This is a genomic window from Blastomonas fulva (assembly GCF_003431825.1).
GTDB lineage: Bacteria > Pseudomonadota > Alphaproteobacteria > Sphingomonadales > Sphingomonadaceae > Blastomonas > Blastomonas fulva.
The window spans coordinates 2,169,169-2,194,074 of sequence record NZ_CP020083.1; the positions used below are offsets into that span (position 1 = coordinate 2,169,169).

Below are 24,906 nucleotides of genomic sequence, written 5' to 3' on the forward strand. Positions count from 1 at the left end.
GCTGGACAGGATGCCTCTATGCCGCCGATTGCCGCCACGTCCCTGCCGTCTTGTTCCCCGCCGTCCTATCCGATGCGGTCGTGGCTGTTTGCGCCGGGCGACAGCGAAAAGAAGATGGCCAAGGCGGCCGACAGCGCCGCCGATATCGTGCTGTTCGATCTGGAAGATGCGGTCGCGACAGAAAACAAGCCGCTGGCGCGCACTCTGGTCCACGCGATGCTCGCCAGCCGCGAAGAAGGGCGCGAACGGCTGTGGGTGCGGGTGAACCCACTCGACGGGCCGTACACGCTGGCAGACCTTGCCGCGGTGATGCCCGCGCGCCCCGGCGGCATCATGCTTCCCAAGGCCAGCGGGCGCGGTGATGTCGAGTTGCTCGATCATTATCTCTCGGCGCTCGAAGTCGCCTACGGCATCGATCAGGGATCGACCCCGGTCATCGTGCTGGTCACCGAGACTGCGCAATCGATGTTCCACACCGGCGACTACAAGGGCGCGCCGCGCGTGGTCGCGATGAGCTGGGGTTCGGAGGACCTCGCCGATTCGATCGGCGCCAGCACCAACCGCAACCCAGATGGCAGCTACGGCTTCACGTATGAGCTCGCCCGCAGCCTGTGTCTGCTCGGGGCGGCGAGCGCAGGCGTGACCGCGATCGAGACGATAGAAGCCGATTTCCGCAACCTTGATGGCTTGCGGATTCGCGCCGAAAAGGTCCGGCGCGACGGCTATCGCGGCATGCTCGCGATCCACCCCGCGCAGGTCGATGTCATCAACGCCGCCTTCACCCCCAGCGCCGAAGAGCTGGCGCATGCGCAGATGATCGTCGATCTGTTTGCCGCCAACCCCGGCGTCGGCACGATCGGCCACGAAGGCGGCATGCTCGACCGCCCGCATCTGTCGCGCGCACAGCAGCTGCTCCGGCAGGTGGGGCAGGGGTAAGGATGGCGATAATGCACAAGTTGCACCGCGTGGTTGATGCACCCCTTGCGTTGCAAAGATGCAACACTATGTCAGCGGAGCAAGGGCACAGATAGGGCGGAGACACTCCCATGAACCTCGAAAAATTCACTGATCGCGCCAAGGGCTTTCTGCAGTCGGCGCAGACTGTGGCCATCCGCATGAACCATCAGCGGATCAGCCCCGAACACATTCTCAAGGCACTGCTGGAAGATACCGAAGGCATGGCGGCCGGGCTGATTGCGCGCGCAGGCGGCAATGCCCCCGTCGCGGTGCAGGAAGTCGATTCCTTGCTCGCCAAGGTGCCCGCAGTGTCGGGCGGCGGGGCGCAGCAGACTCCGGGGCTCGACAATGACGCCGTGCGGCTGCTCGACAGCGCCGAACAGGTGGCGACCAAGGCTGGCGACAGCTTTGTCACCGTCGAGCGTCTGCTGCTGGCGATCACGCTCGCCAAGGGCACCAAGGCGGGCGACGCGCTTGCCAAGGCCGGGCTGACCCCCGAGGCGCTCAACACCGCGATCAACGATCTGCGCGGCGGCCGCTCGGCGGATTCGGCCAGCGCCGAGGAAAGCTACGAAGCGATGAAGAAGTATGCCCGCGACCTCACCGAGGCTGCGCGCGAGGGCAAGCTCGATCCGGTGATCGGCCGCGACGAGGAAATCCGCCGCACCGTGCAGATTCTCGCCCGGCGGACCAAGAACAACCCCGTGTTGATCGGCGAGCCTGGCGTCGGCAAGACCGCGATCGCCGAGGGGCTGGCGCTGCGCATCGCCAATGGCGACGTGCCCGACAGCCTGAAGGACCGCCGCCTGATGTCGCTCGACATGGGCTCGCTGATCGCGGGCGCCAAGTATCGCGGCGAGTTCGAGGAACGGCTGAAGGCGGTGCTCGACGAGGTCAAGGGTGCCGATGGCGAGATCATCCTGTTCATCGACGAGATGCACACGCTGGTCGGAGCGGGCAAGGGCGAAGGCGCGATGGACGCCTCGAACCTCTTGAAGCCTGCCCTTGCGCGCGGCGAACTGCATTGCATCGGCGCAACCACGCTCGACGAATATCAGAAGCATGTCGAAAAGGACCCCGCGCTGCAGCGGCGGTTCCAGCCGGTGTTCGTCGGCGAGCCCAATGTCGAGGACACGATCTCGATCCTGCGCGGCCTCAAGGAAAAGTACGAGCTGCACCACGGCGTGCGGATCACCGACAACGCGCTGGTGGCGGCGGCGACTTTGTCCAACCGCTATATCTCTGACCGCTTCCTGCCCGACAAGGCGATCGACCTGATGGACGAAGCCGCGAGCCGCATCCGCATGGAAGTCGAGAGCAAGCCCGAAGAGATCGAAGCGCTTGATCGCAAGATCATCCAGCTCAAGATCGAAGCGTCGGCGCTAAGCCGCGAGAGCGATGCCGCGTCGAAAGACCGGCTGGTGCACCTGCAGAAGGACCTGTCCGAGCTCGAGCAGAAGTCGTCTGAACTGACCACGCGCTGGAAAGGCGAGAAGGACAAGATCCACGCCGAAGCCCGGCTCAAGGAAGAGCTCGACGGTCTGCGGATCGAGCTCGACCAGGCGCAGCGCAATGGCGATCTCGCGCGTGCGGGCGAGCTGTCCTACGGGCGCATCCCCGAGCTCGAGCGCAAGCTTGCGGAAGCTGCGACCTTCACCGAAGGCGCAATGCTGCGCGAGGAAGTGACCGAGGACGATATCGCTGCGGTTGTCAGCAAGTGGACCGGAATCCCTATGGAGCGGATGCTCGCGGGCGAGCGCGAGAAGCTGCTCGCGATGGAAGAGCATATCGGCAAGCGGGTGATCGGTCAGGCCGCGGCGGTCGAGGCCGTCGCCAAGGCGGTGCGGCGTTCGCGCGCGGGTCTGCAGGACCCCAACCGTCCGCTGGGCAGCTTCCTGTTCCTCGGCCCCACGGGTGTCGGCAAGACCGAACTGACGCGCGCGCTCGCTGGCTTCCTGTTCGATGACGACAACGCGATGGTCCGCATCGACATGAGCGAGTTCATGGAGAAGCACGCGGTCGCGCGGCTGATCGGCGCGCCTCCGGGCTATGTCGGTTACGAGGAGGGAGGCGTGCTTACCGAGGCGGTGCGGCGCAGGCCCTATCAGGTCGTGCTGTTCGACGAGGTCGAAAAGGCCCATCCCGATGTGTTCAACGTGCTGTTGCAGGTGCTCGACGATGGCCGTCTGACCGATGGCCAGGGCCGCACGGTGGATTTCTCGAACACGCTGATCATCCTCACGTCGAACCTGGGCAGCCAGTATCTCGCCGGGATGACCGAGGATCAGAAGGTCAAGGATGTCGAGCCGCAGGTGATGGAAGTGGTGCGCGGACATTTCCGCCCCGAGTTCCTCAACCGCCTGGACGAGATCATCCTGTTCCACCGCCTGGGCGAGGAGCATATGGCGCCGATCGTCGACATCCAGGTCGCGCGTGTTGCCAAGCTGCTCAAGGATCGCAAGATCACGATCGATCTTTCGGACAGCGCCAAGAAGTGGCTGGGCCGGGTGGGCTACGACCCGGTGTATGGCGCACGCCCGCTTAAGCGCGCGATCCAGCGCTATCTGCAGGACGCGCTCGCGGACAAACTGCTGCGCGGGGAAATTCCGGACGGATCGACGGTCAAGGTCGAGGATGGCGACGGCCAGCTGGTGCTGACGGTGGATTGAGACGCGTTCCCCTCCCTGCAAGGGAGGGGTTAGGGGTGGGTCGGCGGAATTGAGCTAAGCTCGCCTTGTAGCGGCGTACCCACCCCCAGCCCCTCCCTGAAAGGGAGGGGAGTCCATGGCTTCAGCTGCCCCCGATACCCCGCCTGGTCGTCAGATACGTCGCAAAGCTTCCCAGCCAGTGGCTGCCTTCGTAATTGTCGGCACTCACCGCCGCGAGCCCGCTGGTGGCGTGCGCCTTTGATGCTGCCAACAGCGCGGGAACCCGCGCATCGCCTTCCGGCAACGCGCTGGCGACGCCCTCCATAGCCCAGGCGCGCGACAGGTTGACGCCGTCGAGGTGGACAAGCTTGCCATCGGTGGGGTCGCGGACCTCCCCGGGCGTCAGCCAATCCCCCGAGCCATCCACCGGGATCTGCGGCAGGAATGTGCCCAGCCACGCGGCATAGTCTGCCTGCGGCATAACCCGGCGCATCAGGTCGGCCTCCATCAGGCATGGAGAGAGGAAATCTTCGCCCGAAGGTTCATAGGCGAGTGGGCAGTTCACGTCGCTGCGGTGGAATTCGAGCGACTTGTCGACCAGCGCCTTCTCGAAAGCCGCATTACCGGTCTGCCGTGCATAATCGATCATCAGGCCGAAGGCGAAAGCGCTCTGGTTGTGGGTGCCCAAGCGAATGGGATAAGCCAGCTTGGGCAGCCATTCCTGCGTTTCGGCAACGATCCGCTCCTCAAGCGGGCGCAAGGTCTCGCGCCAGGTCTTGAGCCTGGGATCGTCGCTCTCGTCGAGCTCGGCGACCAGCTGCAGCAGCCAGGCGGTGCCATAGGGCCGCTCGAACCCCTTGCGCCCCTCGCCATCGAGATAGGCGAGTTCGGCAGCGATGTTCGCGTCGGTGAAGCTGCGATCCAGCGCGGCGATGATCGCGGGCTTCATCGGCGATGCGGGATCGGTCTTGAGGATGCGCACCAGCAGCCAGTGGCCGTGGACCGAGCTGTGCCAGTCGAAACAGCCATAAAAGGCCGGCGTCAGTTCAGCCGGGGTTTGCGCGTCCTCGGCCGTGTTCATCACATGCGATATCTTGTTGGGATATTCCTTGTGCACGCAGCTCAGCGCCAGCCGTGCGAAGCGGTCGTTGACCGCATCGGGCCGCGCTTCGGGAATATCGGCAGAGGTGGTGTCATTCGCGGCCTTATCGGCGGGGCCGCAGCCTGCCAGCAAAAGCGCTGCTGCGAGCGCGAGGCCTGTCGATCTTTTCAAGCTGTCTGGTCCTTCCGCATGGTTGGTGGCGAATACACACGCAAAGGACGCGGATGGCAAGTTTGCCGGTCACGAACCGGTGCTCAGTCGGCAGATGCACCCGGTGCATTTCCGGTCTTGCGGCAGTGCACAATAGCTGTCACATCTCAAAACAATGACAGGGGAAACGCCGCACTTTGACGAGATGCTTCGGGCCGATGGTTCGGTGCGCGAACCTTATGACGAATTCTGCGCCTGGTACTCCAGCCAGGATGCCGCCCGATTGCGGACCAAGGCGCGCGATGCGGAAAACTTCTTTCGCCGCACCGGCATCACCTTTGCGGTCTATGGCGAGGAAGAGGCAAGCGAGCGGCTGATCCCGTTCGATATCGTACCGCGCATCATATCGGGCCGCGAATGGGCGCGCCTGAGCCGCGGGATCGAGCAGCGGGTGCGTGCGATCAACGCGTTCCTGTACGACATCTACCACCGGCAGGAGATCCTGCGGGCGGGCAGGGTGCCCGTCGAGCTGATCGCCAAGAACGATGCCTATCTGCCGCAGATGATCGGCATGGATCCGCCCGGTGGCATTTACACCCACATTATCGGCGTCGATATCGTGCGCACCGGGCCCAACCAGTTCTATGTGCTCGAGGACAATGCGCGCACGCCATCGGGCGTGTCGTACATGCTCGAAAACCGCGAGACGATGCTGCACATGTTCCCGGAACTGTTCCGTAAGAACAAGGTGCGCGAGGTCTCCGATTACCCCCGCAAGCTGCGCCGCTCGCTTGCCGCAAGCGCACCGCGCGCGTGCAATGGCGCGCCCGAAATCGCGGTGCTGACCCCCGGCATCCACAACAGCGCCTATTTCGAACACAGCTTCCTTGCCGACCAGATGGGGGCGGAACTGGTCGAGGGGCATGACCTGCGCGTCATCGACGGCCGCGTGGCAATGCGCACCACGCAGGGTTATCGCGCGATCGATGTGCTGTATCGCCGGGTCGACGACGACTATCTCGATCCGCTCACCTTCCGTCCGGAATCGGCGCTGGGTGTTCCGGGGATCATGGATGTCTATCGCGCAGGCGGCATCACCATCGCCAATGCGCCCGGCACCGGCATCTCGGACGACAAGGCGATCTACAGCTACATGCCCGAGATCGTTGAGTTCTACACCGGCGAAAAGGCGATCCTGGAAAATGTGCCGACCTGGCGCTGCTCCGAACCGGATTCACTCGCCTATGTGATGGAGCATCTGCACGAACTGGTGGTCAAGGAAGTCCACGGATCGGGCGGCTATGGCATGCTGGTCGGACCCGCCGCCAATCGCAAGGAACTCGCAGCTTTCCGCGACAAGCTCAAGGCGCGGCCGGGCAATTATATCGCGCAGCCCACCCTCGCGCTGTCCACGGTGCCGATCATGACCCGCCAGGGGCTGGCGCCGCGGCATGTCGATCTGCGTCCTTTCGTGCTGGTCTCGCCCAACGGCATCGACATCACGCCCGGCGGCCTCACCCGTGTGGCGCTGAAAAAGGGCTCTTTGGTGGTCAATTCCAGCCAGGGCGGGGGCACCAAGGACAGCTGGGTGCTGGACGAATGATGCGCGCTGTCGATGCCGAAGGGGCCCGCTGATGCTGGGCAAGACCGCAGGCGGCCTGTTCTGGATGCAGCGCTATCTCGAGCGCAGCGAAAATATCGCGCGGCTGGTCGATGCGGGCTTCCGCATCGCGCTCACCCGGTCGGAAGCGGCCGAGGACGAATGGGGGTCGGTGCTGACCACCGCGGGCGTGCGCCGCGCGTATAGCCAACGTTATGACAAGGTCGATGGCTCCAGCGTCATCAACTTTCTGCTGCGCGACAAGACCAACCCCAATAGCGTGCTCTCGGTCATCGAAAGCGCGCGCAACAACGCCCGATTGGTGCGCACCGCGCTGACCCGCGAGGTGTGGGAGGCGACCAACGAGTGCTGGATGACGCTCAAAGAAGCCCTGCGCACCCAGATTTCCGACAATGAGCTCCCCGATGTGCTGAGCCTCATCCGCCAGCAGAGTGCGCAGGTGCGCGGCGCCCAGAGCGGCACGATGATGCGCAACGACATCTATTTCTTCGCGCAATTGGGCGCCTTCGTCGAACGCTCGGACAGCACCGCGCGCATTCTCGACGTCAAATATTACGTGCTGCTGCCCTCGCTGTCCTATGTCGGATCCAGCCTGGACAATGTGCAGTGGGAGACGATCCTGCGCTCGGTTTCGGCGTATCGCGCCTTCCGCTGGCTCAACCCGGGGGAAACCAATCCGCGCAACATCGCCCAGTTCATGATACTGGACCAGGTGATGCCGCGCTCGCTATCGTTCTGCGCGGGCCGGATGGCGGGCGCGCTCGAGGCGATCGCGCGCGAATACGGCACCAGCGGCGCCAGCCTGGATCTCGCCTGCGCGCTGCGGCGCGATTTGGAACAGGCCAATATCGACATGATCGTGGACAACGGACTGCACCAGTTCATCCAGGATTTCATCAAGCGCAACAACGCCATTTCCGCCCAGATCGAGCAGGAATTCCGCTTCTATCTGTAGGTCCGGAGAGGGTCAGAGCCAAAAGGGTTAGCCGGTCAATCATGCGTCTGCATATCGTCCACCGAACATCCTATCATTACGACACGCCGATGCCTTATGCGCTGCAGCGGCTGCGCATGATCCCCAAGGATTCCGCCGGGCAGCGCGTGGTGCGCTGGAAGACCGAGGTCGAGGGTGGATCGAAGCAGGTCGAGTATATCGACCATCACAACAACCATGTCGAACTCTTCAGCTTCAATCCCGATCAGCACGAGGTGGTGATCCATTGCGAGGGCGAAGTGGAGACCAGCGATCATGCCGGGATGGTCGGCCAGCACGGCGGATCTGCGCCGCTGTGGTACTTCCGCCGCGAAACCCCGTTCACAAGGCCAGGGCCTGCGATCCGCAAGCTGCTGCGCCAGTTCGACGATCCCGGCGCTGCCAATGGCGATGCGCCGCGTCTGCACGCGCTGTCCGAACTGGTGCGCGGCGCGGTCGCCTATGAGGTCGGCCAGACCGGAGCGACCACGACCGCGGAAGAGGCGCTCAATGCCGGGCACGGCGTTTGCCAGGATCATGCCCATCTGTTCATCACGCTCGCCCGTCTGCTCGGTTACCCCGCGCGCTATGTCAGCGGCTATCTGCTGATGAACGACCGGACCGAGCAGGACGCAGGCCATGGCTGGGCGGAGGTGCACGCGCAGGGGCTGGGCTGGGTCGGGTTCGACATATCCAACGGCTATTCCCCCGACGAGCGCTATGTCCGCGTCGCCACCGGTCTGGACTATCGCGAAGCCGCTCCGATCGGAGGGATTACCTTCGGCAAGGGGAACGAGGCGATGACCGTGACGTTGACTGTGCAGCAGGTTCAGGCGCAGCAATAGCGGCTTTTCCACATGCAATGTGGCCCTGGCGGCATTCGGCCTTGACCGATTGTTGCGCTTGATCCCTTATGAAACGCATGAGAGCAAAGGGGGAGGACGCTCCTATGACATATTGCGTCGGGATGCGCCTGGACAAAGGGCTGGTGTTCATGTCGGACACCCGCACCAACTCTGGTGTCGATAACATCAGTGTTTTCAAGAAGATGTTCACCTGGGAAAAACCGGGCGACCGCTACATCACGGTGATGACCGCGGGCAATCTTGCGACCACCCAGGGCGTGATCAGCGTGCTCGAGGAGCGCACCAAGGCACCGCACGAGCGCAAGCCCTCGATCATGGAAGCGCCCACCATGTTCCAGGTGGCGCGGATCATCGGCGAGACGTTGCGCGACGAGATCGCGCGCACCCGCTCGATCGCGGGCGAAACCGCCTCGTCCTCGTTCGGCGCCTCGATGATCGTCGGCGGCCAGATCAAGGGCATGGATCCCAAGCTTTTCCTGATCTACCCGGAAGGCAACTTCATCGAGGCGGGCGACGACACGCCGTTCTTCCAGATCGGCGAGACCAAATACGGCCGCCCCATCCTGGTGCGCGCCTATGACCGCGACATGTCGTTCAACGATGCGATCAAGCTGCTGATGGTGTCGTTCGATTCGACCATCAAGGCCAATCTCTCGGTCGATCTGCCGCTCGATCTGCAGATTTACGCATCGAACAGCTTTGCCGGGCGCAACCGCCGGATTTCCGGCAGCGACCCCTATTACAACCTCATCGCCGACCAGTGGAGCGATGCGTTGAAGAACGCATTCCATTCGCTGCCCGATTATACCGGCTGATCGTGCTTGCGTGAGCCCGGTTGCCTCCCTAATTCGGAAGGCATGACCAACAAAGCACGCAACATCCTCGTTTTTCTGGGCCTCACCACCGCGATCGTCGGCGGGGCCGGGTGGTATTTCCTCAGCGGCGACACAGCAGAGCTCGATATCACCGAGGTTAGCGGGCCATCGCCGGTGATCTCCGCGCCGCGCAAGGAAATCTTCCCCACCATCAACGTCGCCGATGTCGAGGTATGGGCCGACGGCGAGGCGCCCGAGGCCGGCAAGGGTCTGGCCGTGGCTCGCTTTGCCGAAGGGCTCGATCATCCGCGATCGATGCTGGTGCTGCCCAATGGCGATGTGCTGGTCGCCGAAACCAACAGCCCGCCGCGCGAGAACAAGGGCATCGAAGGCTTCATCATGCGGATGCTGATGGACAAGGCGGGGGCAGGCGTTGAGTCCGCCAACCGCATCTCGCTGCTGCGCGATGCCGATGGCGATGGCCGGGCCGAATCGAAGACGGTGCTGCTCGACGGGCTGAACTCGCCTTATGGCATGCAGCTGATCGGCGAGACGCTGTACGTCGCCAACACCGATGCGGTGATGGCCTATCCCTATACCCCCGGCCAGGTGAAGATCAGCGGCGAAGGTCGCAAGATCATCGATCTGCCCGCGTCCAAGCCCAACAATCACTGGACCCGCAACCTGCTCGCCAATGCCGACGGCACCAAATTGTACGTCGCGATCGGTTCTGCCACCAACATCGCCGAAAAGGGATTGCCCGCCGAAAAGGGCCGCGCCAGGATCATCGAGATCGATCTTGCCACCGGCAAGAAGCGCGATTTCGCGGTTGGCCTGCGCAATCCCGTTGGCCTTGCCTGGGAGCCCAATTCGGACGCGCTGTGGACCGTGGTCAACGAACGCGACATGCTCGGTTCCGATCTGGTGCCCGATTACCTCACCCGGGTCGATGTCGGCATGCACTTTGGCTGGCCGTGGAACTATTGGGGGGGATATGAGGACCTGCGCGTCGAGCCTCGCCGCCAGGATCTGCGCGAATACACCCGCCGCCCCGATTATGCGCTGGGCAGCCACGTCGCCCCCCTGGGTCTGACCTTCGCCAGCAAGGCGGCGCTGGGCCAGGGCTTTGCCAACGGTGCCTTTGTCGCGCTGCACGGATCGTGGAACCGCAAGCCAGCATCGGGCTACAAGGTCGTATTCGTGCCCTTCGGGCAGACCGGCCGCCCCGCCGTCACCCGCAATGCCGAGGGCAAGGTCACCGGCGGACTTCCCGTCGACGTGCTCACCGGCTTCCTCTCCAAGGACGGCTCCGCCAAGGGCCGCCCCACGGATGTCACCGTCGACAGCCGCGGCGCGCTGCTCGTCACCGATGACGTCGCGGGCATCATCTGGCGGGTGAGCAATCCTGCGATGAAGGCAAAACCGGTCGAAACTGCCGCACGCTGAACTGCCGGCTCCCGCCCGCGAAGTCGAAGGACCCGCGCCCACGCTGGCCGTAAAGCGCGGCCTTCGACAGGCTCAGGCTGAGCGGAGGTGGGTGCTGCAAAGACATAGAAGCGCCTATTCGCGGCACTTTCACTCATGTTTTCTTAAGGTGATCCAGATCCGGGGCAAACTTCCAACTGCCAGGCTCACCTGACCAGACGCCAGCAAACCAGAGGGTCTCAACATCATCGCGAGCGACAATTTGTAGACACCTCTCCGCAGACACGATGTAAAAATGCTCCCAAGGGGCATCCGAACACGTCTCAGAGCTTTCGATATCGAGTGTGAATTGGCCGGACCACAGCCAGTGGGAGTTTTCTACTTTAAACAAGCAACCTTCAGGCCGATTGCTTTGGTCCGTAGTCAGAAATACGTCAGCGTCGCCGTCCCATATTGTCTTGAATGCTCGAACGTCCTTGAAATCGAGATGCAGCTTTCCCTCGTGATAGGGCAAGCTGACAGCTAGCCGCTGGTGGCGGTGGCTTGAGATTTTTAAGTCGCCGAACGATGGGGCCTTATCTTCAGCTTCGCGACAAGGTGTCCAACGGATCAGTCTTTGCGGTTCTAATTTGACCATTGAGGCTCTATATCTGGTTGTCAGAAACGAGCCAATAAATGTTACAGAAAAAGCCGTCGCTAATAACTCAAGGCACCACCACCTGCCGGATCGCGGTTCCGCTCGCCAGTTCATCGAACAGGGCGTTGATCTCGCTTAGCGGGCTTACCGAACTCAGCAATTTCTCGACCGGCATTCGGCCTGCGCGCCACAAGGCGATGTAGCGCGGGATATCGCGTGAGGGGATGGCGTTGCCCATATAGCTGCCCATCAGCGTCTTGCCGTCGCCGACCAGCGAGACCGCAGGGATCGAGAGCATGTCCGCGGGGTTGGGCAGGCCCACGGTGACGATCCGTCCGCCGCGCCGCGCCAATCCGTATGCCTTGGCCAGCACCGCTGCCTTGCCGACGGTTTCGATCACCAGATCGGGCTTGCGGCCCAATGCGGCGATCACCGCGTCCTCGCCATCCTCGGGAGGCACGGCGGCGACCGCGCCCAGCTCCATCGCAAGCGCACGCTTGGCGGGCACGGGGTCGATCGCGATGACCGGATGCGCGCCCGCGGCGATTGCGGCCATCAGCGCGGCAAGGCCCACACCGCCCAGGCCATAGACCACCACGCTTTCGCCTGCGCGCAAGGCACCGCTGTTGAGCACCGCGCCCGCGCCGGTCAGCACCGCGCAGCCGAACAAAGCGGCGATCTCCACCGGAATGTCGGCGTCGATCTTCACCGCAGAGCGCCGGTCCACCACTGCGTGCGTGGCAAAGGCCGACGAGCCCAGATGATGCTGCACCTCATGCCCGTTCTCGGACAAGCGCCGCTCACCGCCGAGCAGTGTGCCTGCGCCGTTGGCTGCTGCGCCATTGCCGCACAGATAGCCTTCGCCCGAATGGCAGCTGGGGCAGTATCCGCACAGGGGTAAAAAGCTCAGCACCACCCGGTCTCCGGGTGCAAAATGCTGCGCAGCAATTGCGCCCGGTTCGATCACGGTGGCGACCGCCTCGTGCCCCAGCGCCATCGGCATCGGGCGCGGACGGTCGCCGTTGATGACCGAAAGGTCGCTGTGGCACAGCCCGGCCGCCTCGATCTTGACCAGCATCTCGTCCGCGCCCGGTGGGGCAAGATCGACCTGGGCAAGCCGCAGCGGGGTGGTATCGGCAAACGGCCCGTTATGGCCGATGCTGTCGAGGATGGCGGCGGTTATCTTCATGGCCGTCGTCATGCAACCGCAAGCGCGCCGCCGCAAGCGCCACGCACAGGCTGAGCCCGACTAGCGGACAGCCGCCATCTGGTAGAGCATCTCGACAAAGCCCATTGTCGCATCGGTGATCCCGGCGACCTTGGGGTTGGATGAGTCCACCACGAAATACTCGTCCGGGGCGTGGGCGCCGCTGCCATGGCCGATGCCGAAATGCCCGGCAGGGATGCTCACCGGCGGTGCGGTGAAGACCGCGCCCGGCCAGGATCCGGCGAGTCGCGGGTTGAGGTTGGCCTTGACCCCGAGCCTCGCATAAGCCGCCATTTCCGCCTTGATCAGCAGGCTGTCCTCGGCGACCTCGGTCGGGTCATAGCCGCCCGAAACGTTCGCCTCGATGTCGGTGAAGCCATGTTTGTCGAGATGCGCGCGCAGCTTGGCTTCCGCCTCGGCGCGGGTCTGGTTGGGGACCAGCCGGAAGTCGAGCTTGGCGACCGCGCGGCCAGGCAGCACGGTCTTGCCGCCGGGGCCGGTATAGCCCGCGACGAGCCCCTCGATGTTCGCGGTCGGCTCCTGCGCCAGCCGGACCAGCGCCTGTTCGAGCGGCAGGTCATCGATCCAGTGGGTGACGCCGAACGATGCCTTCATCTGCGCCTCGTCCATCGATTTGGCCGCCTCGGCGATCAACGCCTTTTCGCGCGCCGTCAGCGGGCGGACATTGTCCGACCAGCCGCCGATGACGACGTTGTTGCCATCTGCCGAGACCAGGGTCTGCAGCGCCTGTACCAGCCGCCAGGTCGGCGAATCGATCATCGCCTTGTAGCTGGAATGCACATCGCCCTTGGGCCCGCGCCCCCATTTGGCGCCGCTGGCGACCAGCTCGAGCTCGATGATGCCCTTGGATCCGAGATTGACCTGCACCTCGCCGTTGGCGCCCTGCCAGCAGGCGGGGATGAAGATGCCCGCGCACTTGCGCAGCGCGGCAAGCACGTTGGGCTTGGTGGCGATCTGCCTGAAATTGGGCGATCCGATCTCCTCCTCGCCCTCGGCGAGCAGCACGATGTTGACCGGCAGCTTCACGCCAGCGGCCTTCATCGCATGCAGCGCGGCCAGGAACGTCGCCTGCGGACCCTTCTGGTTGACCGCGCCGCGCCCGACGATCGCCTTGCCCCAGCCGGGCTTGTCGACGATCTTCGCCTCCAGCGGCGGAGATGTCCATTCGGCGGGGTCGAACTGCTTGACGTCGTACATGAAATAGATGCCCAGCGTCCGCCTGGCGCCGACATCGATGGTGCCGAAGACACCGGGATGACCATCGGAGGGCACGATTTCGACCCCGGTGAACCCGGCGGCCCTTGCCAGATCGGCCATGTACGCCGCGCCTTGCGGCATGTTGAGATTTTCCGCCGCGATCGAGGGCAGGGCGATCCAGTCCTGGATGCGCTTGATATCGGCCTCGCGATTGGCCTCGGCTGCTTTGCGGATGCGGGCGATGTCGCCGTCTGCTGCCAGCGCCGCGCCGCCACCGCCTGCGGTCAGGGCGAGCCCGCCACCAACCAAGGCTGCCGACCGAAGAAACGCGCGCCGCTCAAGCGTACCTGCCGGGTCCAATGTCATTTCGTGCCGCTCCCCTGATCCTGATTTGCAGCAAAGGATGACGCAATGCGCCAAGCCGAGCAAGTGATTAACCCGTTGGAAAGACTAAGCCGACTAGCCACAGTTCAAATGTAAAATTGAAGTGACGCCGTTTTCAAGAACAATGGGTGCAACCATGAAATTCCGGATGTTTTCGGCGCAGCACATCGAGCTCGCGGATATCGCGCGCGACATCGTGGCGCATGTGAGCGCGCTGGCTAACGGGACGGGTGCGGCTGCGCGCGATCCGCTGCCCGCGCTGCGGCTTGCATTCTCTCGTGCGGTGGGAGCGCACTGTTCGGCGGAGATCGACTGCTTGCGCGCGCATCTGGAGAGCCATCCTCATGTCGCCGCCGAGCGCGCCGACATGATCAGGCGCTTTCACGACGAGCTGCTGGCGTGGCGCGGTTCGCTGATGGATTGCAACGCGCACTGGCCGGCCAAGCGAGTCGTGGAAAGTCCGGCTGCGTTCCTGGACGTATTCACTCCGCTCGCCGATGCCTTGTATGCGCGGCTACGCTGGGAGGAGCAGGAGTTCTATCCCAAAGTCCTGGGCCGCAAGCCGGTGTCGGCCTGAGCCACAGACAAGCGTCGACTATTCGACCCAGGCGGTGCGGCTGCGGGTGACGTGGAAGAGCGGGCGCATTGGCTGCGCTGCCACATCCGCAAGCGGGATTGCGGTTTCGCAGGTCGCGCATTCGGCACTCATCCGCCCGACATGCCAGTGCCTGCCGCCACACCCGGGGCAGTGGTTGACATCCCCTGTGTGATAGAGCGGCATGAAACCGCGTCCGGCGATGCGGCTTGCAAAGCCGTGCCCCGCCGCAAGGGCCTGGCCGGGATCGAAGGCGCGGCGGGCAAAATGCATCGTCATGTCCTGTTTCCTCAGTTACCTTGACGCTGAATACGCACAGCCGCCGAAACGGTTTCCTTCAGCGACGAACTGTTTGTCGCATGGCTGCGCGGCGAGCCCTGTGATCATCCGCACCGCCTGCGATAAATGCGCTTGCCGTCCATAACATTTGATATAAATATGATATCATGATTTCGAATCATTTGGGAGATGTGATCATGCAGGACACGGGATTAGGCAACGGCGGCGGCGCAGCCATGGTGGCGAGCAGCGAGCGTTCGGCCAGCACGTTCAACGGCTATGTCTTTCTGCTCCTCCTGCTGGCAACCATCGCGCTGCCGGTGGCCGGTTTCGGCATGGTGGCAGAAGGCGATCCGCAAGGGGTGGCGGTGATCATCGGCTGCGGCCTGAGTTCATGTTCATCATCAGCGGCTTCTACATGCTCAACCCCAATGAGGCTGCGGCGATCCAGTTGTTCGGCAGCTACAAGGGCACCGATCGCAACACTGGTCTGCGCTGGCGCTGGCCGTGGCTCAGCCGCAAGAAGATCTCGGTTCGGGTCCACAACGTCACCTCGGAAAAGGTCAAGGTCAACGATCTGCGCGGTAACCCGATCGAGATCGCCACCAACGTCGTGTGGCGCGTGGCCGACACATCGAAGGCGCTGTTCGATGTCGAAAACTATCAGGAGTTCGTCGACATCCAGATCGAAAGCGCGGTGCGGGTGATCGGTGCGCGCTACCCATACGACGACTTCAATGTCGATGAGGTGACGCTGCGCGGCGATGCCGAAGAGGTCAGCCACGAGCTCGAGGTGCAGCTGCAGGAGCGCGTCGCTGCCGCTGGTGTGCAGATCGACGAATGCCGGCTGACGCATCTGGCCTATGCGCCCGAGATCGCGCAGTCGATGCTGCGGCGCCAGCAGGCCGAGGCGGTGATCGCCGCGCGTTCAAGGCTGGTCGAGGGCGCGGTCACGATGGTCGAGCATGCGCTGACGATGCTGAGCGAGAAAAACGTGGTCGAGCTGGACGACGAGCGCAAGGCGGCGATGGTATCCAACCTGATGGTGGTGCTGTGCAGCGAGCGCGATACCCAGCCGGTGGTCAATGCCGGGTCGCTCTATTGAGCCGATCCATGGCAGCTCCTCCAAAGAAGTCCTTTGCCCTGCGCCTCGAGCCGTCGCTGTACGACGCCCTCGAGCGCGCAGCGGCGCATGAGTTCCGCAGCGTGAATGCCGAGATCGAGGTGCTGCTGCGCGAGGCGCTTGCACGGCGCGGGATCAAGGTTGCGGCACCGCAGCAAAGGCCAAGGGGCAGGCCACCCAGGCAGGACCCGGAATGATACGACGCTGGCTTGCTGTTCAGTTCAGCTACGCACCGACCGATGGCGACATCGAGCTGCGACGCGCAACTATGTCGGGCACGATCTGGCTGAACTGACGCACAGCGAGGACCTCATCGCGCGCAAGGTCGATGCAGACGCGAACACCGGCATCCTCGGCATGCTCCAACGATACCTCGCGTCTCCCGCCGCAGACTGCTACGGTGCGCTTTCAGGTTCGCCCAGATCCGCATCGATACCGCGCGTAGCTGCGCCCGTCGCCGCCTGAAGGTCGGCACCAGCAACACCAAGGAGGGCACAGTGTGCGCGTCACCGAGAAATTCTGCCGTGAGCAGGAAAGCCTGCAGATCGCCAAGGCTGCCAACGAAACTCTGAAGAACCGCAAGGATATCGCGCTGGGCGCCGCCAAGGCGTGGGACGCCGCTGCGCAGCTGGCGCACAAGCAGGAATCCAAGCTGGAACCGCTCGACAAGCTCGATGCGGAAATCACCCGCGAATTCGCCGAAGAGGAGGCAGCAGGGATCGATCTGAGCGAGCCGCCCGAGGGCGACGAGGTCTGATCAGGCTTGGGGGGTGCCCGGTTGGCGAAGGTGCGTCAGGTCGTGCCGGGCTGCCAGGTGCTGAACACCGCGTCGAGATCCGGCCGTGGCCGCTCCTCGAGCGGCTGGCCCGCGGTGCCGATGAACACGAAGCCCGCAATCTGCTCGGGCGCTGCGCCGAACTGGTCGCGCACCGCCGCGCTGTAGCTTGGCCAGCCGGTGATCCACCCGCCGACAAAGCCCTGCGCATGGATCGCGTGTAGCAGGTTCATCACGAATGCCCCGACTGAAAGCTGCTGCTCCCAGAGCGGGATCTTGCTTGATTCGCGCGGGGAATAAAGCACCACCAGCATTTCGGGCGCGAGCCGCGCGAGAGTCTCCATCGCCTCGATCTCGAGCCGTCCGGCTTCGGGCTTTTCGGCGCGATAGGCGGAGGTCAGCAACTCGGCGAGCCGATCGCGCTGGTCGCCCGCCACATGCACCACCCGCCAGGGGTTGAGCTTGCCGTGATCGGGGGTTCGCGATGCGGTCGCGACGATCGACCGAAGCTGCGCGGCATCGGGGCCGGGGGCGACCATGTCGCGCGGGCGCCCCGAGCGGCGGCTGGAAAGATAGGCAGGCAGTGATGAAAGGTCGTTGAACTGGTTCACGTCTGGCTCCGGTCGGCGGCAGGAATGCGGCGGGGTGGTAACAACTGCAACAAGGCGCTTCACAGCCGCGCTTTTTTGTCTAGGTTGGCGCGCATGCTATGGCGGCTCAGGGGGCAGGCCGCCATTATAAAATCGACGGGAGCAATAGCGATTATGGCCAGCGGTTATGCCGTCAGCGGCGATTCCAAGGGCACGTTTCTGGGGCACCCCAAGGGGCTCTATGTGCTGTTCTTCGCAGAAATGTGGGAACGCTTTTCTTATTACGGCATGCGCGCGCTGCTGATTTTCTACCTCACCAAGCACTGGCTGTTCTCGGACGAGAAATCCGGCGTCATCTACGGAGCGTACACCGCTCTCGTATATATCACCCCGGTGCTGGGGGGCTATCTGGCCGACCGTTACCTCGGCCAGCGCAAGGCGGTGACCTTCGGCGCTGTGCTGCTCACCTTCGGCCATGCGCTGATGGGCTTTGAAGGCACCGGCGGGCAGGACCCCACTTCGCTCAGCATCTTCTGGCTGGCACTGGCGTTCATTATTGTCGGCTCGGGTTTCCTGAAGGCGAACATCTCGGTGATCGTCGGTCAGCTCTATCCGCGCACTGATGTCCGCCGCGACGGCGCGTACACGATCTTCTACATGGGCATCAATCTGGGTGCATTCCTGGGGTCGCTCGCCTGCGGTTATCTGGGCGAAACTTATGGCTGGTCCTATGGCTTCGGCGCTGCCGGCATCGGCATGCTGCTCGGCCTCGTCGTATTCATCCTGGGCAAGCCCTTGCTGTGCGGTCGCGGCGAATCGCCCGATCCTGCGGCGCTCGCTGCCCCGGTGATGGGCATCAAGAAGGAATGGCTGATCTATGGCGTCGGCATCGCCGCCGTGCTCGGTATCTGGGCGCTGATCCAGTATCAGGATGTCGTCGGCTGGCTGCTGCTGGTCTCTGGTGTCGTGCTGGTCGGCTATGTGCTGATCACTGCGGTCACCAAGCTCGAGCCGCATGACCGCGATCGCATCTTTGCCGCGATGTTCCTGATCTTGGGTTCGATCCTGTTCTGGGCATTGTTTGAACAGGCAGGGTCCTCGCTCAACCTCTATACCGACCGCTATGTCGACCGCGGCGGCGTGCCCGCATCGGTGTTCCAGTCGGTCAACGCGATGTACATCGTGCTGCTAGCGCCGTTCTTCGCGGGCATCTGGACCTGGCTGGGCCGCAAGGGGCTCGAGCCGTCTGCCCCTGCCAAGTTCGGGCTGGCGATGGTCCAGCTGGGCGCGGGCTTCCTGGTTCTGGTGGCGGGCGCTGCGGCAACCGGTGCGGGCGTTCCCACCCCGGTGCTGTTCATCTTCCTCATTTACCTGCTGCACACGACGGGCGAGCTGTGCCTTTCGCCGGTGGGTCTGAGCGCGATGAACCGGCTGGCGCCGGCGCACATGGCCTCGCTTATCATGGGCACCTGGTTCTTCGCCTCGGCCTCGGGCAACTTCGTCGCCGGGCTGATCGCGGCTGCAACCGGTTCGGAAGCGGCGAGCGGTGAAGGTGCGGGCCAGCAGACGGTGCTGGACGTGTATTCGAACATCGGCTGGATCGCGATCGGCGTGGGTGTCGCCGTGATGGTCGTCTCGCCGCTGATCAAGAAGCTGATGCACCTCGATACGCTCAAGGATGTCGAGCCGCTGGCGGGCGAGGCGGAGCTCGCCGAAGCCCAGGCTGCGGGGATCAATCCCGCCACGCGCGGCGCCTGACCTTGAATTGATAAAACCAACCGAACTGCGACAGGGATAACAACATGCGATACGGGTTCACTGCGCCGCTGGCGGCCATATTGGTCGTTGGCTGTGCCAATACGACAACCGCCGAAGCGCCGTCCTCCGCCAGCGGCAGCGCGGCCAAGCCCGCCAAGGTCAGCTTCAACGAGAACCCCTATCCCAGCACCTACAAGGTCTATCCCGGCCAGCCCACCGCGATCCGCAACGTCACCATCTTCGATGGTGAGGGCGGACAAATCGACAACGGCGTGGTGTTCTTCACCGATGGCAAGATCACCTCGGTGGGCGATGCCAGCACGGCGATCCCCGCCGATGTGATGGTGATCGATGGCACCGGCAAGTTCGTGACCCCGGGCATCATCGATATCCACAGCCATCTGGGCAATTATCCCTCGCCCGGTGTGCAGGCGAATTCGGACGGCAACGAGGTGACCGGGCCGGTAACCGCGGACGTCTGGGCGGAACACAGCGTGTGGCCGCAGGACCCCGGCTTCAGCCGCGCGCTCGCCAATGGCGGCATCACCAGCCTGCAGGTGCTGCCCGGCTCGGCCAACCTGTTCGGCGGCCGCTCGGTCACGCTCAAGAATGTCCCTGCGCGCACCATGCAGGCGATGAAGTTCCCGGGCGCACCCTATGGCCTCAAGATGGCATGCGGCGAGAACCCCAAGCGCGTCTACGGCAGCCGCAACCAGAAGCCCGGCAGCCGCATGGGCAATCTGGCGCTCAACCGCCAGACCTGGGCCCGCGCCGCCGAATACAAGGCGCGCTGGGACGAGTATGAGAAGAAGGGCGGCACCCCGCCTGCGCGCGACATCGGCATGGATACGCTCAAGGGCGCGCTCGAAGGCAAGATCCAGATCCACAACCACTGCTATCGCGCTGATGAAATGGCGATCGTGATCGATATGGCCAAGGAGTTCGGCTACACCGTCTCCACCTTCCACCATGCGGTGGAAAGCTACAAGATCGCCGATCTGCTCAAGGACAACGGCATCTGCTCTGCCGTCTGGGCCGACTGGTGGGGCTTCAAGATGGAATCCTATGACGGCATTCCCGAGAACGCCGCGATCATCCAGAACGCCGGTGCCTGCACCATCATCCACTCCGACGACCAGAACCAGATCCAGCGTTTGAACCAGGAAGCCGCCAAGGCGCTGGGCGACGGACGCCGGATGGGCTTTACCATCTCGGATGCCACCGCGATCAGCTGGCTGACCTACAACCCCGCCAAGGCGATGGGCATCGGCGACAAGACCGGCAGCCTCAAGCCCGGCAAGATGGCCGATGTCGTGCTGTGGAATGCCAACCCGCTCTCGGTCTACGCCCGGCCCGAAAAGGTCTGGATCGACGGCGCGATGATGTATGACGCCAATGATCCGAGGCGCCGTCCGGTGAGCGATTTCGAGCTGGGCCAGCCTGGAGAGGGAGACACGAAATGAGCCTCGACATGACCAAGGCGCTTCTGTTCGTCTCCGCCGCCGCCACGCTGTTTGCGGCTCCTGCAGCCGCCCAGACCATCGCGATCACCGGCGGCAAGGTCGTCATCGGTGACGGCAGCGCCCCGATCGAGGGCGGCACCGTCGTGCTGCGCGATGGCAAGGTCGTCGCCGCTGGCGCGGGGGTTGCCGTGCCTGCAGGGGCGCAGGTGGTGGATGCCGCTGGCCGCTGGGTGACACCCGGGCTGTTCGCAGGGTTCAGCCGCATCGGCCTGGTCGAGGTCGAGGCGGTCCGCGAAACCAACGACAGCAGCGCCAACACCGGCGATTTCTCTGCTGCCATCGATGTTGCCCCCGCGATCAACGCCAAGGTGACACCGATTGCGGTCAACCGCGCTGCTGGCATCACCCGTGCAGTGGTCGCGCCCGAAGCGCCGGCATCGATCTTCGCGGGCATGGGCGCGCTGATCGATCTGGGCGATGATTACAACGCGGTCACCAAGGCGCGCGCTTTCCAGTTCGTCGAATTGGGCGAAACCGGATCGTCCAAGGCAGGCGGCAGCCGGGCCTCGGCGTTCCTGGAATTCCGCAACGGGCTGATCGAGGCGCGTGCGCTGGCCGTCGGCCAGCGCGGCGTTGCAGCGCACCCGCATGACGCGCTGCTCAACCGCCAGGATGCCGCAGCGCTGCTGCCGGTGGTCAATGGCGAAATCCGGTTGCTGGTGCATGTCGAACGCGCCGCCGACATTCTGAACGTCATCAAGCTGCGCGAGGAATTCCCCGCGCTCAAGCTGGTGCTGGTCGGGGTGTCCGAAGGCTGGCTGGTGGCGAACCAGATCGCGGCCGCCGGGGTTCCGGTGATCGCCTCGGCGCTCAACGATCTGCCGTCCGACTTCGAAAAGACCGCAGCAACCCAATCGAACATCGGCCGGATGAAGCAAGCGGGGGTGACGATCGCGATCGGCATGATCGACGACAGCGATGCGCACAAGCTGCATTACTCGCCGCAGTACGCGGGCAATCTGGTGGCGCTGCAGCGTGTGCCGGGGGCAACCGGGCTGAGCTGGGACCAGGCCTTTGCCGCGATCACATCAGGCCCTGCACAGGCCATGGGCGTCGATGCGATGCTCGGCAGCCTCAAGCCTGGCCGTCAGGGCGATGTCGTGATCTGGGATGGCGATCCGCTCGAGCTATCGTCCGCGCCGGTCGCGGTGATGATCGACGGTGTGCAACAGCCGCTGGGCAACCGCCAGGCCAAGCTGCGCGACCGCTATCGTACCCCGCAGGAAGGGGCGTTGCCCAAGGCCTATGAACGGTAATATGGTGCCATCAGGGACTCGCTGACACAGGGCAGCCGGCGGGCAGGGGAGAGCGTCTATGCAGGGCTATGCGATGCTGTTGGCTGGCGCGATCGGCTTTGTCGGCAGCCACTTTGCGATGTCGCATCCCCTGCGCGCGCCGATGGTGGCACGGCTGGGCGACAAGGGTTTCCAGCTGGCCTATGCGGCCGTCTCGCTGTTGACGCTGTTCCTGATGGTTGAAGGCTTCAAGCGCGCGCCGATGACCGAAGCCTTCTGGCCCGCCGGCGATGCGCTGTGGGCGGTCAGTACGCTGCTGATGCTGGTCGCCTCAATCCTGTTTGCCGGCTCGCTGATCGGCAACCCGGCGCTGCCGGTGCCCGAAGCTGCGGCCAAGCGCATCGCGGTCAAGGATCCCGCCGGGGTATTCCGCATCACGCGTCACCCGATGATGTGGGGCTTTGCCTTATGGGGGATCAGCCATATCCTGGTGGCGCCGCGGATCGATACCTTCATCCTGTGCGGCGCGATCATTGTACTGGCGCTGGTCGGCGCAAGGCTGCAGGACGCCAAGAAGTTCATCCTGATGGGCGATGCTTGGCTGCACTGGCAGGGCAAGACCAGCTTCGTGCCCTTTGGCCGCGGACTTGCCTTTCCAGGCTGGATCGCACTGATCGGCGGCGTCGCGCTGTGGCTGGGCGCGCAATGGGCGCATATGCCGCTGGGCGTCGGCGCTGCGGGCGTCTTCCGCTGGTGGTAGGCTCCAAGGTGTCGCTCTCGTCCGTTCAGGGGAGAGCGGTGCAGCGTCAGATCCGCACCATCTTCATCCCCACCTCGCCATAGCGGTCGCCGGCGGTGGCATCCCTTGGGGCAGCTGCATCGAGCGCATCGAGATCGGCGGCGCTGAGCTTCACATTCACTGCGGCCATGGAATCCTCCAGCGTCGCGCGGCGTTTGGATCCGGGGATCGGCACCACATCGTCACCCTGCGCGAGCAGCCAGGCGAGCGCGATCTGCGCAGGCGAGACGCTGTGCGCGGCGGCGATGGTCTTGACCGCATCGACGATCACCATGTTGCTGGCGAAATTCTCTTCCGAATAGCGCGGGTCGTTGAGGCGATAATCGCCCTCTGGCAGATCGGACCGCTTGGAAAACTGCCCGGTCAGGAAGCCACGCCCCAGCGGGCTGTAGGGCACGAAGCCGATCCCCAGATCCTGGCACAGCGGCAGGATGTCCTCTTCCACTCCGCGTTCCCACAGCGAATATTCGGACTGCAGCGCGGCAATCGGATGCGTGGCGTGCGCCCGGCGGATATTGTCCGCGCCGGCCTCGGACAGACCCAGGAACCGCACCTTGCCTTCCTCCACCAGCCGCGCCATCGCTCCCACCGTTTCCTCGATCGGCATATCGGGATCGACGCGGTGCTGGTAATACAGATCGATGGTGTCGACCCCCAGCCGCTTCAGCGATCCTTCGCAAGCGCGGCGCACGTTCTCGGGGGAGGAGTCGACCCCGGTGACCTTGCCATCTGCAAGGCGGAAACCGAATTTGGTGGCGATGACCAGCCGCTCGCGCCGCCCGCGGATCGCCTGGCCAAGCAGCTCCTCGTTGACATACGGACCGTACACCTCGGCGGTATCGAAGAAGGTAACGCCCAGCTCCATCGCGCGCTCGAGCGTGGCGATGGACTCGCGATGGTCGGCCTTGCCGTACATCGCGGGGCCTATCCCGGCCATCGGCATGCAGCCGAGCCCAAGGGCCGACACTTCCAGTCCGCCGAGCTTGCGATAGATCATTGCGTGTCTCCTTCGGCGCGGGCGATCGTGGTGGTGACCGCCATGTCCATCGTTACGTTGCCCAGCGTGCGCATGATATCGGGAAACACCTCGATCGCCAACAGAAGCGCCAGCGGCTCGATCGGCACGCCCATCGCAAAGCAGATGGGTGTGATCGAACCGATGAAGCTGATCGATCCGGGAAGCGAGACCGATCCCATGGTGGTGATCGCTGCCGCAGCCAGTCCCGCCAGCAAAGCCACCGGGCCAAGCTCGACCCCCATCAGATGCGCGACATAGATCGCCACTGCCATGTTCATCGCGGGGCCGGTGGCGCGAAAAAGCGCGACCGCGATCGGCAGCACGACGTCCGAAGTCCGCTCGCCCGCGCCAAGGTTGCGGACGCCTGTCAGCATGGCGGGCAGCGAGGCAAGCGAGGATTGAGTGGAAATTGCCACCGCCTGTGCCGGGATCGACGCCCGGAGGAACGCCAGCGGACCGATCCGCCCGCCGACTGCCGCAATCACAAAGGCCGTGATCCACACCACCGATCCGACCGCGACGACGGTCAGGACATAATGGCCCAGCGCGCCAAAGGCGGCACCGCCCGCACGCGACCCGACCACCAGACCCAGCGCGAACACGCCGATCGGGGCAAGGGTCAACACCCAGCCGATCAGGATGATCATCGCATCGCCGATGGCGCCGAAAAACCCCTGCATCGGGCGGCGCTCGTCTTCCGGCAACCGGGTCAGGGCGAAAGCGAAGGCCAGTGTGAAGACGATCAGCGGCAGGATGGCGTCATTCGCGGCCGCGGCAATCGGATTGGTTGGTATCAGCGCGCGCAGAAAATCGGTAAACGGCGGGACTTCGCCGGTGGGCTCGGCATTGGCCAGCGCGCCCTGCAGCGCCGCGCGGGCGGCCTCGGGCAAAGGAAACGTACCAAGCAGCGCGGGGGTGACCAATGTGGCCATCGCTGCTGAAAGCCAGAGAAGTACGATCATCGTGGTGATGGTGCGGACCGTGAGCCGGCCTGCGGTCGCCATCTGGGCCGTGCGCAGGATCCCGGTGATCAGCAGCGCTACAACCAGCGGAACCACCGTCATCTGCAAGCCGCGCAGCCACAGTGATCCGATCAGGTCGGCGACCTCGATGGCACCCGGCGCGCCGTTGCCGATCGCGATTCCCAGCGCGATGCCGATGATGAGGGCACCCAGCACCAGCAATGTCTTCAGCATTCAAAAGCCCCT

The 24,906-nt window shown here is 64.1% G+C and carries 22 protein-coding genes and 1 pseudogene; 15 read left to right on the plus strand and 8 right to left on the minus strand.

The features are described from left to right. The first annotated feature begins 114 nt into the window (after nucleotides 1-114). Nucleotides 115-936 carry an HpcH/HpaI aldolase/citrate lyase family protein gene (locus B5J99_RS10160; protein ID WP_245991591.1) on the plus strand — a complete coding sequence of 274 codons (822 nt, stop codon included), beginning with the start codon at nucleotides 115-117 and terminating at the stop codon, nucleotides 934-936. A gap of 110 nt (nucleotides 937-1,046) precedes the next feature. Beyond that, nucleotides 1,047-3,626, plus strand: coding sequence for an ATP-dependent chaperone ClpB (clpB, locus tag B5J99_RS10165; RefSeq protein WP_069049494.1), 2,580 nt, complete (start codon nucleotides 1,047-1,049; stop codon nucleotides 3,624-3,626). Between the two features lie 121 nt (nucleotides 3,627-3,747). Here clpB and B5J99_RS10170 read toward each other — a convergent pair whose 3' ends face one another. Next, entirely contained in the window at nucleotides 3,748-4,878 is a 1,131-nt protein-coding gene (locus B5J99_RS10170; protein ID WP_211337812.1) for a DUF2891 domain-containing protein, read from the minus strand. Nucleotides 4,879-5,032: 154 nt separating this feature from the next. Here B5J99_RS10170 and B5J99_RS10175 point away from each other — a divergent pair, with 154 nt between their 5' ends. The 5 genes from B5J99_RS10175 (at nucleotide 5,033) to B5J99_RS10195 (ending at nucleotide 10,578) form a co-directional block, all read left to right on the plus strand. After that, nucleotides 5,033-6,460: a circularly permuted type 2 ATP-grasp protein gene (locus B5J99_RS10175; protein WP_054134507.1), complete on the plus strand. Its 1,428-nt coding sequence runs from the start codon at nucleotides 5,033-5,035 to the stop codon at nucleotides 6,458-6,460. A 31-nt stretch (nucleotides 6,461-6,491) separates the two neighbouring features. Next, a complete protein-coding gene (locus tag B5J99_RS10180; RefSeq protein WP_054134506.1) occupies nucleotides 6,492-7,433 on the plus strand; it encodes an alpha-E domain-containing protein in 942 nt (313 codons plus the stop codon). A gap of 41 nt (nucleotides 7,434-7,474) precedes the next feature. Beyond that, nucleotides 7,475-8,296 carry a transglutaminase family protein gene (locus B5J99_RS10185; RefSeq protein WP_069049496.1) on the plus strand — a complete coding sequence of 274 codons (822 nt, stop codon included), beginning with the start codon at nucleotides 7,475-7,477 and terminating at the stop codon, nucleotides 8,294-8,296. A gap of 104 nt (nucleotides 8,297-8,400) precedes the next feature. Then, the gene (locus B5J99_RS10190; RefSeq protein WP_054134504.1) at nucleotides 8,401-9,132 is read left to right on the plus strand and encodes a proteasome-type protease; all 732 of its coding nucleotides are present in this window, start codon (nucleotides 8,401-8,403) and stop codon (nucleotides 9,130-9,132) included. Nucleotides 9,133-9,174: 42 nt separating this feature from the next. After that, a complete protein-coding gene (locus B5J99_RS10195) occupies nucleotides 9,175-10,578 on the plus strand; it encodes a PQQ-dependent sugar dehydrogenase (RefSeq protein WP_117352335.1) in 1,404 nt (467 codons plus the stop codon). A gap of 133 nt (nucleotides 10,579-10,711) precedes the next feature. Here the strand turns inward: B5J99_RS10195 and B5J99_RS19540 are convergent, their stop codons facing one another. The 3 genes from B5J99_RS19540 to B5J99_RS10205 all read right to left on the minus strand — a co-directional run bounded on the left by B5J99_RS19540 (nucleotide 10,712) and on the right by B5J99_RS10205 (nucleotide 13,985). Continuing rightward, entirely contained in the window at nucleotides 10,712-11,194 is a 483-nt protein-coding gene (locus B5J99_RS19540) for a hypothetical protein (protein ID WP_162892549.1), read from the minus strand. Between the two features lie 67 nt (nucleotides 11,195-11,261). Beyond that, nucleotides 11,262-12,383 (minus strand): zinc-binding dehydrogenase, encoded by a 1,122-nt coding sequence (locus tag B5J99_RS10200; protein ID WP_117352336.1) that lies wholly within the window; start codon nucleotides 12,381-12,383, stop codon nucleotides 11,262-11,264. A 60-nt stretch (nucleotides 12,384-12,443) separates the two neighbouring features. Continuing rightward, nucleotides 12,444-13,985 (minus strand): M20/M25/M40 family metallo-hydrolase, encoded by a 1,542-nt coding sequence (locus B5J99_RS10205; RefSeq protein ID WP_117352337.1) that lies wholly within the window; start codon nucleotides 13,983-13,985, stop codon nucleotides 12,444-12,446. 154 nt (nucleotides 13,986-14,139) lie between these two features. Between B5J99_RS10205 and B5J99_RS10210 the strand changes: the two genes are divergently transcribed. After that, nucleotides 14,140-14,580 (plus strand): hypothetical protein, encoded by a 441-nt coding sequence (locus B5J99_RS10210; RefSeq protein ID WP_162892550.1) that lies wholly within the window; start codon nucleotides 14,140-14,142, stop codon nucleotides 14,578-14,580. Between the two features lie 18 nt (nucleotides 14,581-14,598). On the opposite strand, the gene B5J99_RS10215 is transcribed toward B5J99_RS10210, so the two are convergent. Next, nucleotides 14,599-14,877: a hypothetical protein gene (locus B5J99_RS10215; protein ID WP_054134499.1), complete on the minus strand. Its 279-nt coding sequence runs from the start codon at nucleotides 14,875-14,877 to the stop codon at nucleotides 14,599-14,601. Nucleotides 14,878-15,113: 236 nt separating this feature from the next. Between B5J99_RS10215 and B5J99_RS10220 the strand changes: the two are divergent. The 3 genes and pseudogenes from B5J99_RS10220 (at nucleotide 15,114) to B5J99_RS10230 (ending at nucleotide 16,757) form a co-directional block, all read left to right on the plus strand. Then, a pseudogene (locus B5J99_RS10220) lies at nucleotides 15,114-15,982 on the plus strand (SPFH domain-containing protein). 8 nt (nucleotides 15,983-15,990) lie between these two features. After that, a complete protein-coding gene (locus tag B5J99_RS10225; protein WP_054134498.1) occupies nucleotides 15,991-16,197 on the plus strand; it encodes a type II toxin-antitoxin system antitoxin in 207 nt (68 codons plus the stop codon). 302 nt (nucleotides 16,198-16,499) lie between these two features. Then, nucleotides 16,500-16,757 carry a hypothetical protein gene (locus B5J99_RS10230; protein ID WP_054134497.1) on the plus strand — a complete coding sequence of 86 codons (258 nt, stop codon included), beginning with the start codon at nucleotides 16,500-16,502 and terminating at the stop codon, nucleotides 16,755-16,757. Nucleotides 16,758-16,792: 35 nt separating this feature from the next. Here the strand turns inward: B5J99_RS10230 and B5J99_RS10235 are convergent, their stop codons facing one another. After that, complete coding sequence (locus tag B5J99_RS10235; protein WP_117352339.1) at nucleotides 16,793-17,386, minus strand: nitroreductase family protein; 594 nt, start codon at nucleotides 17,384-17,386, stop codon at nucleotides 16,793-16,795. A 153-nt stretch (nucleotides 17,387-17,539) separates the two neighbouring features. On the opposite strand from B5J99_RS10235, the gene B5J99_RS10240 reads away from it, so the two are divergent. The 4 genes from B5J99_RS10240 to B5J99_RS10255 are packed head-to-tail and all read left to right on the plus strand — an operon-like array spanning nucleotide 17,540 to nucleotide 22,641. Further along, nucleotides 17,540-19,123 carry a peptide MFS transporter gene (locus B5J99_RS10240; RefSeq protein WP_069049503.1) on the plus strand — a complete coding sequence of 528 codons (1,584 nt, stop codon included), beginning with the start codon at nucleotides 17,540-17,542 and terminating at the stop codon, nucleotides 19,121-19,123. Nucleotides 19,124-19,167: 44 nt separating this feature from the next. Further along, nucleotides 19,168-20,586 (plus strand): amidohydrolase, encoded by a 1,419-nt coding sequence (locus B5J99_RS10245; protein WP_162892551.1) that lies wholly within the window; start codon nucleotides 19,168-19,170, stop codon nucleotides 20,584-20,586. Between the two features lie 8 nt (nucleotides 20,587-20,594). Next, complete coding sequence (locus B5J99_RS10250; RefSeq protein WP_117353456.1) at nucleotides 20,595-21,902, plus strand: amidohydrolase family protein; 1,308 nt, start codon at nucleotides 20,595-20,597, stop codon at nucleotides 21,900-21,902. 58 nt (nucleotides 21,903-21,960) lie between these two features. Next, nucleotides 21,961-22,641: an NnrU family protein gene (locus B5J99_RS10255; RefSeq protein ID WP_117352340.1), complete on the plus strand. Its 681-nt coding sequence runs from the start codon at nucleotides 21,961-21,963 to the stop codon at nucleotides 22,639-22,641. A 46-nt stretch (nucleotides 22,642-22,687) separates the two neighbouring features. Here B5J99_RS10255 and B5J99_RS10260 read toward each other — a convergent pair whose 3' ends face one another. Further along, nucleotides 22,688-23,677 (minus strand): aldo/keto reductase, encoded by a 990-nt coding sequence (locus tag B5J99_RS10260; RefSeq protein WP_117352341.1) that lies wholly within the window; start codon nucleotides 23,675-23,677, stop codon nucleotides 22,688-22,690. After that, nucleotides 23,674-24,894, minus strand: a complete 1,221-nt coding sequence (locus tag B5J99_RS10265; protein WP_054134490.1) for a dicarboxylate/amino acid:cation symporter — start codon at nucleotides 24,892-24,894, stop codon at nucleotides 23,674-23,676. Before B5J99_RS10265 ends, B5J99_RS10260 begins: the two co-directional genes overlap by 4 nt. Between the last annotated feature and the right edge of the window lie 12 nt (nucleotides 24,895-24,906).